Genomic DNA, 14,974 nt, shown 5'->3' with positions numbered 1-14,974 from the left:
TGCTGGGAGAGCGGGTGTGACTCCAACCGGAAAGCCGGATGACGACCACGAGGTGGAACGTCCCGAACCCGGACAGCCGGCCCAGCCACCACCGCCGCAGTGGCTGGACGACCAGCAGGGACCGACCGGTCCGCTGCTTCCCGAGTTCGACGACGACGAAGACGAGCCGGAGCGCGCGGCCGCGTCCACCGGCGGCTCCGAAGGCGGCGTCCCCGAGGGGGAATCCCCTGCGGACGAAGCATCGGATTCCGGCTCGGAGCCGGACGAGACACGGCACACGGTGGTCATGGAGTCCCGCCCGGCCGCCCCGAGCGCCGGCGGCTCAAACGAGGAGACCCCCGACGAGGACGCGGCGCAGCCACCCGCCACCGCTCCCGCCACCGCTCCCGCGGCCGGTCGACCGCCGTCGGCCGTCGCCCCTCCGGCCACGTCCACCGACATCCCGGCGCCGCCGCCCTTCCCGTACGCGGAGGAGATGTCGGACGCGACACGGGTGGAGCAGCCGACACCGCCGCCCCTCCCGTCCACGCAGCCGAGTCTTGACGCGACACGGGTGGAGCCGCTCCCCTCACACCAGCCGCCGGCGCCTCCGCGGCCGGCACCCGGCCACCCGCCTGCGACACCGTCCCAGAGCCCGCCGGCCCACGAGCCGTTCCCCTACGCCCAGGAGATTCCCGCCGCTCCTGCCGCCCCCGAACCGTTCCCTTACGCGCAGGAGATTCCGGGCACGCCGCCCGGCGCCGCGGCGCCGGAGCCGTCCCCGTGGGTCCAGCAGATTCCGGACGCGGGCCCGCCCGGGGCGAACCCCGTCCCGCCGCTGGCGCCGCCACCGGTGATCGAAGAGCCATGGCGGACGCATGTCGGGCCGACCAGGCCCCGCAGGAGCCTCAAGAAGCCGCTCCTCATCGGTGTCGCGGTGCTCGCCGTGGCGGGTCTGGCCGCCGCGGGCGTCCTCGTCGTGCCCGGCCTGTTCGAAGGCGAGGACGAAGGCGACAAGGTCGAAGGCGCGAAACTCGCCGCCTCGATGTTCCCCGTGGGCGGCACCGCCCGAACCGATGGCCGCGACCAGCAGATCACTGATGTCGCGGCGGTCGGCTCGACCGTCGTCGCGGTCGGCGGCGAGACCGATCCGCAGGGTGCCCGTGGCCTTTTCCTGACCTCCGGCGACGGCGGCCGCACGTTCAGGTCGGCCACCCAGCAGGGCACCGACGGCGGCGTCGCGCCGTCCGGCGGGGTTCCCTCGGCGGTCGGCGGCTCGTCCCGCGGCTGGGTGGCCATCGGCTCCGGCACCGAGTTCAGCGGCGCGGTGTGGACCAGCGAGAACGGTACGGAGTGGCGCAGGCAGCCCGACGCCGTCGGCGACGTGTTCGGCAAGGGCAACCGCGTACAGCGGATCGTCGCCACCGACAGCGGCTACTTCGCCATCGGCGAGAATTCCAAGAACGGCCAGTTCACCGACTCCGCACCGGCCGTGTGGCTGTCCGGCGACGGGCGGCGCTGGGAGGCCCGCGTCGGCGACCAGATCGGCGTCAGGGTGAACAACGGCACCATCTCGCTGGTCGAGGCGGCCGCCAGTGGTGACGTGATCCTGTTGGAGGGGCTGGTCACGCCCAAATCCGGAAAGCAGGGCCCCTACCGGCTGGTCTGGCGCTCCGAGGACGGCGGCCGAACGTGGTCGACCTCCGACGTGCCGGTTCCCAAGGGCAGTCGCGGTCTCGTGGTCGGCGGCGGCGAACCCGGGTTCCTGGCCGTGCGCGAGATCAAGTCGGGCGGAAAGCTCTACGGTCAGGCGTACACGTCCAAGGACGGCCGGTCCTGGACCGCGGCCGGCGCGCTGCGGACCTCCGGCTACCTGCGGACGCACCGGGTCGTCGGTGACACCAACGGCTATGTGGCCGTCATCGTCCGGGACAGGGACATGCTGCTGTCGCGCAGCGCCGACGGCGCGGCGTGGAAGGCTGCGGGCATGGCCGAGTCGAAGCCCGGCCTGGAGATCACGGGCACGGCCGCGGCCGGTGGCCGGTCCGTCCTCGTCGGCCGCGAGCCGGGCGGCGGCGACATGGACCCGATGCTCGGCGTGTGGGACGCGGCGGGCGCCGCCGTGCCCGTCGACCTGACGAAGATCGCGGGTGTGATCCGACCCGACCATTCCGTCCGATCGGTCGGCGCGACCGGCGACCTCGCCGTCGCCGTGGGAAGCGCGCATGGCGACGCCGCGGCCTGGTCGTCGCCGGACGGCTCGTCCTGGAAGCCGGCCCAGGGGCTCGGCGCCGCGTTCACCCGGCCGGGGCCGCAGCAGTTGACCGACGTCACCGGCGGCGCGTCCGGCTGGCTGGCGGTCGGTTACGACCAGGCGGCCCCGCGCCGTCCGCTCGTCGTCACCTCAAGGGACGGCGCGACCTGGGAGGCCGCCGACTCCGCCGCCGTCTTCGCGGGCGACAAGGAGGGCATACCGATCACCTACGCCGCCGCGGCCGGCAACGGAAGCTATGTGATCGTCGGGACGCAGGGCCACTCGGCGGCCATCTGGGCCACCAAGGACCTCGCGCGATGGGCACGGGGCACCGGCGTCGACCCGAGCATGCTGCAGGGGAACAAGAACGCCCCGCGCTGGATACTGGACGTCACCGCCGGCCCGTTCGGCTACGCGGCCGTCGGCGGCAGTCACGAAGCCCAGGGCAATCGTCCCTCGGTGTGGGCGTCGTCCGACGGTAGGAAGTGGGCGCTCCAGCTGCTGGAGCTGCCCGCGGGCGTGACCGCGGGCCACCTCACCCACGTCGCCGCGCAGGGGAACACGCTCGTCGCCACCGGCATCGCGGCGACCCAGCAAGGCCTGAACTGGCTCGGCTACGTGTCCACCGACGCGGGCAAGACTTGGAAACCGCTGAACTCACCGAGCGGCGACACGATCGTCTCCGTCACCGCCCTGGCCGCGTCCACGAAGGGGTTCGCCGCCACCGGAACGACCGGACCGGTGGGCGCGACGGACGTGGTGTCGTGGACCTCTCCGGACGGCTTGTCATGGACCACCGCGACACCCGGCGGCACCGGTCTGGGCGGCGCCGGCCACCAGGAGGTCACCGGTCTCGCGGCGTTCAAGGGCACGCTGCTCGGCGTGGGCCGTAGCGCGGACGCCAACGGCGACCAGCCCGTGCTCTGGTCACGCGCGGGCTGATCGCGGCCCTTCGAGGACGGCGGGCACCTCGAGGACGGCGGGCACCTCGAGGACGACGGGCACCGAGGGCCGGGGACGGTGTTTCCCGGCCCTTCTCGCCGCCGTCATGGAGCGGACGGGCCCGGCGGCGGCTTCGGCGGTGCGGTTAAGGGCGTCATCGGCGCGCGACTCTGCTCGGGCGAACGGGCGGGACGCGGTATATGGCGTAGGGCCGCCGTCGGCGCGGTGGGCTCGACGCTCTCACGGGAGCGGTTGCGGCGGGCACCGTACGGGGCGACGACCATCCGGTAGATGGGACGCCGGATCAGGGTCGGGACAAGGCGGTAGCCGCCGCGGACGACGACGTTGCGCCAGTACTGGGGGCGGGAGATGAAGCCCTCGCCGAGCATCTCCCGCTGGAGCCGCAGTTCCGAACGCAGCAGGTCACGTCCTCCGCGCCGCTCGTACGCGCCGTCCCCCACGCGGTAGTAGACGAGCGGCTCGGCGATGTTCTCCACCCGCGCGCCGTTCGCGATCATTCGTGCGAACAGCCAGTAGTCCTCCATCAACGGCAGATCGCCGTAGCCGCCGACGGCGACGACGGCGGAGCGGCGGTAGACGACCGTGGGGTGGTTGAAGGGGTCGTGCAGGCGGGAGTAGCGGGCGATGTCGTGGGGGTCGCTCGGCGGGATGCGGCGGCCGACGACGTCGGAGATGTCGGTGCCGAACTCCAGCAGGCCGGCGCCGACGAGGTCGGCGCCGGCGCGGACCAGCGGCACCTGGGTCTGGAACCGGTGCGGCATGGCGATGTCGTCGGCGTCCATGCGGGCGACGATGTCGTGCCGCGCGGCGTGCAGGCCGGCGTCCAGGGCGGGGCCCAGCCCGCGGTTGTGGGGAAGCCGGACGTACGACACCTCGACGGGGCAGTTCTCGACGAGTTCCCGGAGGCAGGACGACAGCTCGGCGGAGACGGGCCCGTCCCGCACGAGGACCACCTGGTCGGGTCGGAGTGTCTGGTCGTGCACCGCGCTGTGGAAGGCGGCCCTGACGTGCTCCTCATGATCGCCGCCGTAGACGGTCATCAGGAGGGAGAAGGGTTCGGGCTGCATGTGTCCGTTCCGGGGGGAGCGAGCACCCGCTAGAGCCCGGTGCGGGGGGCGGCTCCTCGGGGCGGCGATCGGGGGGATTCAGTTGGCCGTCTTAAGGGTGACGTTTCAGTCCGGGTGTTGGTTGGCCCGGCCAAGATACCGGTGCGCCCCGACGGTCGGCATGTCAATCGCCGACCACGTCAGGCCCCCGCGCAGCTGTCCCGGTCCGCGCGGATCTCTCCGGCCACCTTCGGCACCGTCGCGTTCCGGCCGCGGAGCACGGCGCCGTCCTTGCCGATGACGAGGTAGACATGGCCGGGCTTGGCGGACTTCCACGGACGCGGTCGATGGCCGGGCAGCGCGATCGCCAGCCGGGCCGCCTGCCGTTCGGCGCCCACCCCGTAGAGGATCTGGGTGCGGTCGAAGCGCTTCTTGGCGGTGCCGACCTTGACGACGGTGAAGCCGCGTTCGGTGAGCTGGTCCGCGGTGCGTTGGGCGAGGCCGGGGGTTCCCGTCCCGTTGAAGACGCCGACCCTGACCTCTCGCGGCGGGACCGGCGGGGGCTGGTTCGCGTTCTGCGTCGGAACGGGCGGCGGGGCCGGTTCGGGCAGTTTGTTGTCCTGCCGGACGGCCTCGAACAGCGGTTCCGCGAGGGCCCGGTTGAACTGGACGCGGTTCGGGTCCTGCGGGTACGCCTGCACGGGGACGGTGACGAACCGGACCTTCCCGGCGCTCATCCCCCGCAGGCTGTTCGCGATCTTCTGCATGACCGGCAGGGTGAGCTTGTCGTCCACCTTGATGGATCTGGCGACGGCGGAGAGGGTGGCGTAGGCGCGTCCGGGGTCGGCGAGCATGCCCTTGTCGGTGGCCTTCTTCACCACGGACGCCATGAACTCCTGCTGCCGTCTGATGCGGCCGAGGTCGGAGCCGTCGCCGAGGCTTCGGGTGCGGACGTAGCCGAGGGCCTGTTCGCCGCGCACGGTCTGGCGGCCCGCCCTGAGGCGCAGTTCCGCCTTGGGGTCGTCGATGCGATGCGGCACGCAGATCTCCACGCCGTCGAGCGCGTCCACGACCCGTTTGAATCCGGCGAAGTCCACCTCGACGTAGTGGTCGATGTGGATCCTGGTGAGGGACTCGATGGTCTTCCAGGTGCAGGCCGGGCCGCCGTTCGAGAACGCCGCGTTGATCATCCCGAACTGGGCGGGGACGACGGTGCCGTTCCGTTTCTCGCAGGACGGCATCCGCACCATCGAGTCGCGGGGGAAGCTGATGCCGATCGCGCTCTCGCCGCCGGGTGAGATGTGCAGCAGGACGGTGGTGTCGGACCGCTGCCCGGCCTCGACGCCGTAGCGGGCGTTCTCACCCTGCCGGCTGTCGGAGCCCATCAGCAGGATGTTCAACGAGTTGTTGAGCTTCTCGGGACGGTCGTCGCCGAGACGGCCGTCCAGGTTCTCGCGGTCGATCTGGCTGTCGAGGCGGCGCCAGAACCCGTACGCGGTGAGGCTGGTCGCGACGAGGACCACCGACAGCGCGACCGACACCCAGCCGAGCACGCGCCACAGACGCCCCCGCTCCGGCGGTTCCGGTGACGGTGGGGCGGGCGCGGAGTACACCGGAGACGGCGCGACGGCTCGCTGCATCCGTAACATTTCAGCACAGATGGGACAGCCACCACCGTCGTCACAACAAAGTGATCACGCCGCCCCCCGGCCACCTGCGGTCGCGTCCGCCGGAGTTCGGGGAGGCCGTCGCGGCCCGATCCCGGTCGTTAGACTCCCCCGACGATGAGCACAGTAGACGCGCTGACCGACGAGGCCATGGTCGTGCTGCAGGACAGGCCGCTGGTGCCCCTGACCGCCTGGCTGAACAGGGCCCTCGGCGACTGCGCGGCGAGCGACCGGACCCTGCAGCTCGTCACCCCCCTGGACTCCCGGCTGTCGCTCCCCCTCCGCACCGCCGCGTCCGAGAAGGAGATGCAGTGGGTCGTCCGTGACGGCGACGGCTACTACGAAGGGCTGACCGGACGGCCACTGAAGTGGAACGGCGCGACATTCGTCCCGGTACCGGAGGCCCGCGACTATTCGCCCGGGTTCAGGACCCGTCCCGCCGCGCCGGTCGGCTCGCAGATCGCCATCGTCTACCGCACCAAGCACGGGGCCGAGGGCCACCTCAGCGGGCCCGTCGAACGCCTCCTGCAACTGCTCACCGGGAAGAACCCGGGCGGGCTCGGCGCGTCCGAGCCGCTGGAGCACCCGTGGAACGCCGACCGGTTCACCGAGTACGCGCGGGGACGGGCCAGGTCACGGCTCATCGTCGGCGGCGACGGCCCCCGTCCCGCACAGGCCGTCTGCGAGTTCACCACCAACGCGGGCGGCACCGTCGCCGAGGTCGGCACCGTCACCATCGGCTACATGCCGGAGGACCCGCCGCCCCTCCAGCACCTGCCGACGCTCGTCGGCGCGCTCGCCGCCGACCAGACCATCGCGTCCCTGTTCGTCCAGCTGACCCCGGGTCGCGCGGACCTCACCACCGAACCACGCTGGACCGGCGCGCCGGGGCCGGTCGCCCTCGCCGTCGCGGGCACCGTCAGCGGGCCGACCGGCCTGCCCGGCCAGCAGGTCGGACCGCAGCGCTCCCCGCTCACGTTCTTCCCGCTCGGCGACGGGCGCTCCGCAGACGGATGGCAGCGGCACAGTCTCCTCATGCGGCACCTCCGGTCGGCGTGAACCGGTCCACACCGGTCACCTCGACAGAGGCCTCGCACCGCTGATGATCTACCCGTCAGGGATGATGTACGGTCCTGCCCATGGGGAACGCCGGTCAGCTCGACGCGCTTGAGCGGGCCGTCGAAGGGACGCTCGCCGAAGGGTCGTTCGAGTTCAACGGCGAGGAGGCGGTCCTCCGCATCCAGGGATCCCTGATCCTGACCACGAGCTGGTTCCTCTCCTGCGGCATCACGGGAATCGGGCTGCTCCTCGGCGGAGCCGTCCTGTCCCTGGCCGGACTCCAGGACGCGGCGCGCTGGGCACTGGGCCCCGGCGCGATCATGCTCGGTTTCGTGCTCGGATTCGTCCTGCTGCTGCGCTTCACACCGCTGAGCGCGCTGTGGTCGGCCCTGGAGCTGCGGTTCACGGAACGGGCCATGGTGCACCGGCGGACCCGCATCCCGTTCGGCGATCTGCGGCCCGAGCATCTGGTGTGGAAGAACGGCCCGGTCTTCCGGCGCCTGTACATCCGGCACCCATCGTTGCGCAAACAGCTCGCCGGGTTCTTCGGCACCGAGGAGCGACAGGCGGAGGAGTTCCGGCGACGCCTGTGGGAGCTGATCTCCGCGCCGGACCTGTCCGGTGTCCACGCCCATGCCGCGCGGCAGACGGACGACCTCACCCCCGTGCAGCGCTGGATCATCGCGGCCGGTGCGCCCTACGGCGCGATCAACGGGTTCCGGCTCGACCGGCTCGGGGTGGCGCCGGACGCGGACGCCGCCGCCACCGACCGCCGCACCGCCCAGGAACTCCTCCACGATCCGTGGGGCGCCTACGACCTCGAACAGCTCCTCGGCGCCGTCAACTGGCTCGTCCAGGACGGGCACCGCGCCGACTTCGCCCAGGACGCCGATCTCGCCGCCCGTTCCCCCGCCGCGCAGGAGGAGTACGGAACGCTGCTCCGGGAGGTCGACGACCTCATCGCCCGCGACCGGCTCGAACCCCCGTTCGTCGAGCGGTTGATCGAGCTGGTGCGGGTCCGCTATGGGGACGAGGGCGGCTCGTACGCGCGGCTCGTCCCGCGGCTGCTGCGCGACGAACCCGGCGCGGACGCCAGTGAGGAGGGCGCCGAACTCGCCCTCTTCCTTCACCAGCTCTTCAACGACCGCAACCACGCGTCCGAGGAACTGCACCGTCTGAAGGCCCTCGCCGACCCTGTGCTCCGCGCGAACGTCGGACGCTTCCTCATCTGGGACTACGGGCGGGCCCTGATGCTCTACCGCTGGGGCCACATGGTGGGTTGGCTGACGGAGGAGTACTGCTGGGAGCGGATGCTGCCGCTGGCGCTGGACATCCAGCGGCGCTACTCGTCCTGGCAGGACATGGCCACCTGCTACTTGCAGGGCCGCCTGCTTTGGTCGGGTGGCGGAGGGAACGCGCAGGCCGAGTACGAACGTCTCATCGACGACCTCATGACCGACGCGCGCAGCCCCTGGAATCTCGTCCCATGGAACCTCGACCTCACCCGCGACTGGCCCTGACCCCGGCGTCCGCCGGTTCAGCCGCCGATGACCCCGCCGTGGTAGGCGACTCCGTCCTGGCCGTCCACGCCGGCGGCCTTCCAACTGCGCGCGGGCGCCTCGCCGACCCCGTCCGGGTAGACGGCGCCGCCGGCCCAGTGCACCAGGAACTCGGTGAACCTGCGGGCGACGCGGATCGCGTCGGGCAGATCGGCGACGGCGCGAACGTCCACCCACCACACCGGGGCGGTCACGCGTCCGGCGAAGTCGTCGCCGAGCAGCCGCCGGATCTCACTCTGCGCCGGAACCGGCACCGCCTCCTCGATCGAGACGAGCAACCGGCCCTCGGTGTCGTACACGAGGATCGGCCCGGACTCGCCGCCGCGCAGCTCCAGCGCCTCGCCCATGGCGATCATGCCATCGGCCACGGCGTGCACATCCGGACGGCGCCGAACCAGCGCCACCAGGTCACTGCTCATCGGTTCACCCCCGGGTCGGACGGGCCGAGCGGGCCGTCACCACACGCTGCGAAGGAGCGCCGACCGAATCGGACACCTTCCTCCCCTCTCCGACGCAACCCTATGAGACATTCGCGCGGACCGCCGCGTCCGCAAAAACCTACAATGCCCGACATAACTACCATTCCTTATAAAATCGCCACGTTCTGACCGCTACCCTGGATCGATCCGAAACCGCGGTCACGCAACGGACATCAGCACGGAGCCTCCATGAACTCCCCCCAATGGCCCGGTCAGCCCCCGGGCGGGCCGGGTTATCCACCACCCGTACCACCGGGTCCACCGCTGCCCGGAGGCCCCGGTTTCCCGGCGCCCCCACCGCCGCGCGGCGGCGGAGGCGCCCTGGTCCCCCTGCTGATCATCGGCATGGTGGCGGTCCTGGCGGTCATCGGCGTCGGCGCCTTCCTCGTCCTCAGGAGCGACGACGACGATCCCGCGAGAACGATCTCGCAGCCCACGTACACGCCCTACACGCCGTCCTCCTCCCCCGAGCCGACGCCCTCGCAGACCAGCAGCGGCGGCGGGTCGGATCCGTCCTCCGTCCTCGGCCCGACGATCAGGACGGCGAAGGGGAACACCTTCACCCGGGCGGGCACCCGCACCGCGACGTGCACCAGCCGCGCCAACCCCAAACTGCGCACGGCGCTGCGCTCGTACCCGTGCGTCGGCGTGATGCACTCCGCCGTCTACGCCAGCCCCAGCAAGCAGATCATCACCTCGGTGTCGATCGCGCGGTTCTCCAGCCCGACGGCGGCGAGCAACATCAGCCGGATCACCAATGACAAGGGCTGGCCGCTGCTGCTCACGCCGTCCGACGCGAGCGGCCTCCCCCAGCCCCGCGCCGATCCCGCCTACTGGACGCGTTCCTGGACGCAGGGCTCCAACGTGATCTACGCCCAGTCGTACTGGTCGACCGGCGCCGACACCGGCGGCCGCACCGGCAGCGTCTTCGCCACCGCCGGCGAACTCGGTGTCGAGGTGACCAACAGCCTCCTCTGGACGGACTGAGCCAGGCCATGCCGGGCCGCGTGTCAGCGGCCCGGCTCCTGGTGGACGCCCAACGACCGCGCGAACGCCTCGTAGGCGATCCGACCGGCGGCCTTCCGGGTGGCGTCACCGAGCCGCGACATGTCGACCGCCGCGCCGGTCGCGAGATGCCGGTCGTAAGGAACCTGCACGACCGGCGTCCCCCACGCGGTCAGCATCTCCGTCGCCCGCTCGAGGTCCGCGCCGACCTGCGGCGCATGCGACACGATCGCGATCACCGTCCGGGGCAGCAGACCCCGCCGCGCCCCCTGGGAGAACCACTCCAACGCGCTCCGCGCGCTCAACGCCCCGTCGACCGTCCCCGGCGTGACGAGGACGACGCCATGGGACTGCCCGAGAATGCCCCGGTGCAGTTCGGTGAGAACACCCGCGCTGCAGTCGGTCACCGCGGTGGACACGTAACGGCTCACCGTACTGAACGCGGCCTGATACGTCTCGAACGTGATCTCACCGGTGATCCGTCCGCCCCGCGTCGCCGCGAGCACCCACAACCCGTCCCGGGTCTGCCGCAGGTACCGCGCGGCCTCCTCGAACGTACGCGGCCGCTGCGCGACGAGATCGAACAGCGACGCCTCCGACTGCACCCCGAGCCGCAACGGCAACGACCCGAGCTCGGCGTCGGCGTCCATCGCCAGAACCCGATCAGAACGGTGCCGCGCCAACTCCGTCGCCAGCAACGCGGCCACGGTCGTCTTCCCCGCCCCGCCCCGAACACTCACCACCGTGATCTGCCGGATTCCGCCGACGGGCTGCCCCAGAAAGTCCCCGATCTCCGCCCTCGTCCGAGCATCCCCGGACGACCCGACGGCCTTACGAACCCCACGTCCGACCCGATGCACCAGCGCGTCCCCGTGCTGGTTCTTACGAACGAACTCGTCCGCCCTCGGCACATCATGCACCTGCGGCGGCCCCGCCACAGGCGCCTCCGCCACCCCCCGCCGCGCCGCCTCCGGCGCAACCCTCTCCTCAGCCTCCGTCCCCCCAATGGGAGAAATCGCCGCATCCCAACTGAACTCATCATTGACCAGCGGCACCCCCTCCCGCTGCGACGCTTCAGCACCCGCAACCGCCCGAGCCTCCTCCGGCATCGGCGGCGGCGCAGGCAACGACTCGTTAACCGAAGGCTGCCGCACCCCGGAAATCGACTCATTCCCCCAGGCAGGCTGAGGCCCCGGCTGCGGCGGAACACCCACCGAACCGTCCTCCCGAGGCTCCTGCGGACCCGGCGGCGCAGGCAACGACTCGTTCGGCGGAGGCACCTCACCCCCCGCATAAACCGGTTCCGCCGAAGTCTCGACAGACGAAGGCGCAGCGATGGGCTCCTGCACAGCCGGCGGCGGCGCACTGTGCTCAGCCGCCTCGGCCCCCCAACGGTCATCGGCAAGCACCGCCGACGCGGCCCCGAAGGCCACCAACCCACGCTGAGACACCCCAAGATCACGCAACACGGAGTGCTGCCAGCCAGTGTCCGGCACCCGCCCTCCTTTCATCCACCTGCCACCCTAGGCCTTCAACCCCCAACCGCCCCCGCCACCCAACCCAGGTCTAGCCTGGATCCACACGCCACGCATGGACGACTTCAAGACCGCGATAGCGGCTCTGAACTCTCGACCGCCGTCGAACTCTGGAAGCGTGACGGCTGTACCAATGATCGACAGCCGCGAACTCAAACGCAAGCTACGATCAACTTTCGCAACTAATGCAGGACGAGACTGACATTCCCTGGCACAGTTCCAGTGAACAAAGTTTCAGAATCGGAAATGACCACGGCATTCGATAGCCAGGGATGGCGAATCATTCTGGCGTCATCGGTATGCTTGCGCTGCCATGGTCGAGACCATGCGGCGAATGTCACTCCGGTCGCGAGGTCCGTCGCCTTGTCCGTCGCATTACGAAACCTCAATACACGGAGCACAACATGTGCTGCTAAGGATGACCACAACGGCCTTCGTCTTATGGCCTTGCCGGGGGAGCACCACCTGGCGGCCATTGGCCGGGCGGATGCTGCCCTGGCGGCGCGGGCGGGTGCGGTTGATAGTGCGGCGGGGCGCCCTGCGGTGGAACCGGCGGGTACGGACCACCCTGACCTCCCGGCGGCTGCTGTCCAAATGCCTGCGGCGCACCGAAACCGCTCCCCGGCCCCATCGGCGGCGGCCCGCCCCGGCTCCTGCGGGAGAAGAAGAACACGAAAAGGCCTGCTCCCGCCCCTAGGACGACGAGAACCGCGATCCACACGATGAAGGAGCTCGAAGAGTCGTCCTCCTTCGACGCGGCCGGAGTCGCAGACTTCGACTCCTGAGGTTCGTGGGTCTTCCTCCAGCGATCGAACTCATCGAACACCGGATTCGCCGTACCCCCAGGCGCCTTCCCCGCAAGCGGCCGATACGGACGAATAATGCCGTACCCAGTTAGGTCGTCCTTCCCCTTCTCCCCAATGTCCAACGCCGAGGCAATGATCTGCCGCACAACCTCCCGGTTCTTCATATCCGGATGTTTGGCCCGGATAAGAGCAACAGCACCGGACACCAGGGCTCCGGCGTCACTGGTGCCGCTGCCAGCGTGGAGCTTCCCGTCTCTCAACAGTGCGGTCGTATGAACTCCAGGGCCCGCCACCTTTACGTATGACTGGCGCTGGGTCTTTTCCCAGGGCCGAAAGTTCAGATCCACCGCACCAACCGACAGTACGCCTGCACAGTTGGCGGGCGCGGTGGTCGGGTTTCCTGCGTGACCGGTGTTGCCGGCCGAGGCAACAATGACCGCGTCCTTGCCCAGTGCATAGGCGATCGACTCCTGCAGAGCAGGTGGACACGGACCAGGAAGCCCCTGCGACATGTTGATCACTTGCACACCCTGGTCTGCTGCGAACCGTATGCCCTTGACATAGGCAGGATGCCCTTGTGCGACCACGGGGAGAACCTTGGCCTCCGGAGCGATGCCCATCATCCCCGTGCCTTTCCCCTGGCCGACGATAAACGACGCCATCGCCGTACCGTGTCCGGGAGGCGAATTGAACTGATCAAGGTCTTGGCGACCGTCACCGCGTCCATCCTCGGCGTTCAGACCTGGGAGTACCGCACCCTCGAGTTCTGGGAGACCGGCCTCGACGCCCGTGTCGATCACCGCGACCGTGACCCCATCACCTTTGGTGATCCGCCAAAGATGGCTCTGCACTCCCCAAGTCTTGAACCACCACTCCTGCGGCAGCGGATTAGGTGCCGCTGCAGCGGAGCCGGGTAAGGCGACTGCTCCTAGAACGAGCATGGCTAAGGCTGAACTGACCGCTTTTCGACTTCGCCGCAGCATTCGCACTCCTCATCTAGGTGACCGTTCAACCCAGGCCAGCGCCAAACCAATCATGGTCTGGAACGTCACTGTCGTCATTTCCCCCGCACGACCGCCTCCATGTCAGCCAATCAAGGGGCGTGGCCGCGTCATCGTCGTGACAGAGATCGTCCTTCTGCGGTCAGTCATGTGCTGCGCTCGCATTCCTCGCCGACCATGTCATCACGTGCGCCGGTTCCCATCGGCATACCCATGGGTCATGCCGCACTGATTTCGAGATCGTGCCGACCATCGAAACATCCATTGCACTCGAGCCTCGCTATGCGGAAACGAGGTGCACCGTCCGAAGATGCACCACAGAGACTCTTCGTCCTACTGCGGTGGCCTTGCCGGAGGAGCACCACCTGGCGGCCATTGGCCGGGCGGATGCTGCCCAGGCGGCGCGGGCGGGTGCGGTTGACAGTGCGGCGGGGCGCCCTGCGGTGGAACCGGCGGGTACGGACCACCCTGACCTCCCGGCGGCTGCCCGAACGCCTGTGGAGCACCGAAACCACTCCCCGGCCCCATCGGCGGCGGCCCGCCCCGGTTCCGGCGGAAGATGAAGAATCCGAAAAGGCCTGCTCCCGCTCCTAGGACGACGATGACCACGATCCACACGATGATGGTGGCCGAAGAGTCGTCCTTCTTCGACGCGGCCGGAGTCGCAGACTTCGACTCCTGAGGTTCGTGGGTCTTCCTCCAGCGATCGAACTCATCGAACACCGGATTCGCCGTACCCCCAGGCACCTTCCCCGCAAGCGGCCGATACGGACGAATAATGCCGTACCCAGTTAGGTCGTCCTTCCCCTTCTCCCCAATGTCCAACGCCGAGGCAATGATCTGCCGCACAACCTCCCGGTTCTCCATGTCCGGATGTTTGGCCCGGATAAGAGCAACAGCACCGGACACCAGGGCCGTGGCACCGCTGGTTCCACTACCGTAATGCAGTTTCCCGTCCTTGAACACCACTTGCATATGGGCACCGGGCGCGGCCACTGTGACGTAGGGCTGGCGTTGCGTCTTCTCCCAAGGCTTGAACTTCAGGTCGACCGCGCCTACGGCAAGAACGCCCTTACAGTTCGCTGGCGAATTACTCGGATTGGCGCCATTGCCGTCGTTTCCCGCACCAGCCACGATAACTGCATCTTTACCTAGCGCGTAGGCAATGGCCTCCTGCAGAGCACGTGGACACGGCCCCGCGACCGCCTGCGAAAGGTTGATCACTTGAGCACCACGGTCAGCAGCGAAACGGATGCCTTTGGCGTACGCAAGATTATCTTGTGCGTATACCGGAAGGATCTTGGCCGCTGGAGCGACCCCCATCATCCCCGTGCCACGACCCTGCGCGGCTATGAGGGCAGCCATTACCGTCCCGTGACCACGTGACGGGCTGAAACTATCGAAATCTTCTCGTCCGTCGCCGGTTCCGTCCTCGGCATTCATGCCCGGGAGAACCACACCCTGCAGTTCAGGCAGGCTCGCCTGAACGCCCGTGTCGATCACGGCGACCGTGACACCCTCGCCCTTGGAGATCGGCCAAATATGGCTCTGCACACCCCAGGTCTTGAACCACCATTGCTGTGGTAGCGGGGCGGGTGCCGCTGCAGCCGTCCCAGGCCAG

General features: G+C 69.6%; 10 protein-coding genes. 4 read left to right on the top strand and 6 right to left on the bottom strand.

Features of this window, described 5'->3' with window-relative positions; translation table 11 throughout:
- The first annotated feature begins 16 nt into the window (after positions 1–16).
- Positions 17–3,175, top strand: coding sequence for a beta propeller repeat protein (locus tag BZB76_RS27620; RefSeq protein ID WP_147449573.1), 3,159 nt, complete (start codon positions 17–19; stop codon positions 3,173–3,175).
- Positions 3,176–3,279: 104 nt separating this feature from the next.
- Here the strand turns inward: BZB76_RS27620 and BZB76_RS27615 are convergent, their stop codons facing one another.
- Both BZB76_RS27615 and BZB76_RS27610 read right to left on the bottom strand, forming a co-directional pair.
- Positions 3,280–4,263 (bottom strand): glycosyltransferase, encoded by a 984-nt coding sequence (locus BZB76_RS27615; RefSeq protein WP_121437322.1) that lies wholly within the window; start codon positions 4,261–4,263, stop codon positions 3,280–3,282.
- Between the two features lie 179 nt (positions 4,264–4,442).
- Positions 4,443–5,882 carry an LCP family protein gene (locus tag BZB76_RS27610; RefSeq protein ID WP_147449572.1) on the bottom strand — a complete coding sequence of 480 codons (1,440 nt, stop codon included), beginning with the start codon at positions 5,880–5,882 and terminating at the stop codon, positions 4,443–4,445.
- Between the two features lie 144 nt (positions 5,883–6,026).
- Here BZB76_RS27610 and BZB76_RS27605 point away from each other — a divergent pair, with 144 nt between their 5' ends.
- A complete protein-coding gene (locus tag BZB76_RS27605) occupies positions 6,027–6,968 on the top strand; it encodes a DUF6177 family protein (RefSeq protein WP_246007242.1) in 942 nt (313 codons plus the stop codon).
- Positions 6,969–7,048: 80 nt separating this feature from the next.
- On the top strand, positions 7,049–8,488 hold the full coding sequence (locus BZB76_RS27600) for a DUF1266 domain-containing protein (RefSeq protein ID WP_121437319.1): 1,440 nt from the start codon (positions 7,049–7,051) through the stop codon (positions 8,486–8,488).
- Between the two features lie 17 nt (positions 8,489–8,505).
- Here the strand turns inward: BZB76_RS27600 and BZB76_RS27595 are convergent, their stop codons facing one another.
- Positions 8,506–8,946, bottom strand: coding sequence for a hypothetical protein (locus BZB76_RS27595; protein WP_121437318.1), 441 nt, complete (start codon positions 8,944–8,946; stop codon positions 8,506–8,508).
- Between the two features lie 249 nt (positions 8,947–9,195).
- Between BZB76_RS27595 and BZB76_RS27590 the strand changes: the two genes are divergently transcribed.
- A complete protein-coding gene (locus BZB76_RS27590) occupies positions 9,196–9,993 on the top strand; it encodes a hypothetical protein (RefSeq protein WP_170180773.1) in 798 nt (265 codons plus the stop codon).
- A 23-nt stretch (positions 9,994–10,016) separates the two neighbouring features.
- Here the strand turns inward: BZB76_RS27590 and BZB76_RS36105 are convergent, their stop codons facing one another.
- From BZB76_RS36105 to BZB76_RS27575, 3 genes are all read right to left on the bottom strand, one after another.
- A complete protein-coding gene (locus BZB76_RS36105; RefSeq protein ID WP_246007241.1) occupies positions 10,017–10,922 on the bottom strand; it encodes a MinD/ParA family ATP-binding protein in 906 nt (301 codons plus the stop codon).
- Between the two features lie 1,063 nt (positions 10,923–11,985).
- A complete protein-coding gene (locus BZB76_RS27580; RefSeq protein ID WP_121437315.1) occupies positions 11,986–13,335 on the bottom strand; it encodes a S8 family serine peptidase in 1,350 nt (449 codons plus the stop codon).
- Positions 13,336–13,686: 351 nt separating this feature from the next.
- Positions 13,687–14,907 carry a S8 family serine peptidase gene (locus tag BZB76_RS27575; RefSeq protein WP_170180772.1) on the bottom strand — a complete coding sequence of 407 codons (1,221 nt, stop codon included), beginning with the start codon at positions 14,905–14,907 and terminating at the stop codon, positions 13,687–13,689.
- Positions 14,908–14,974: the final 67 nt, after the last annotated feature.

It is taken from the genome of Actinomadura pelletieri DSM 43383, assembly GCF_003634705.1.
Taxonomy (GTDB): Bacteria; Actinomycetota; Actinomycetes; order Streptosporangiales; family Streptosporangiaceae; genus Spirillospora; species Spirillospora pelletieri.
This window is presented reverse-complemented; position numbering and strand designations above follow the sequence as displayed.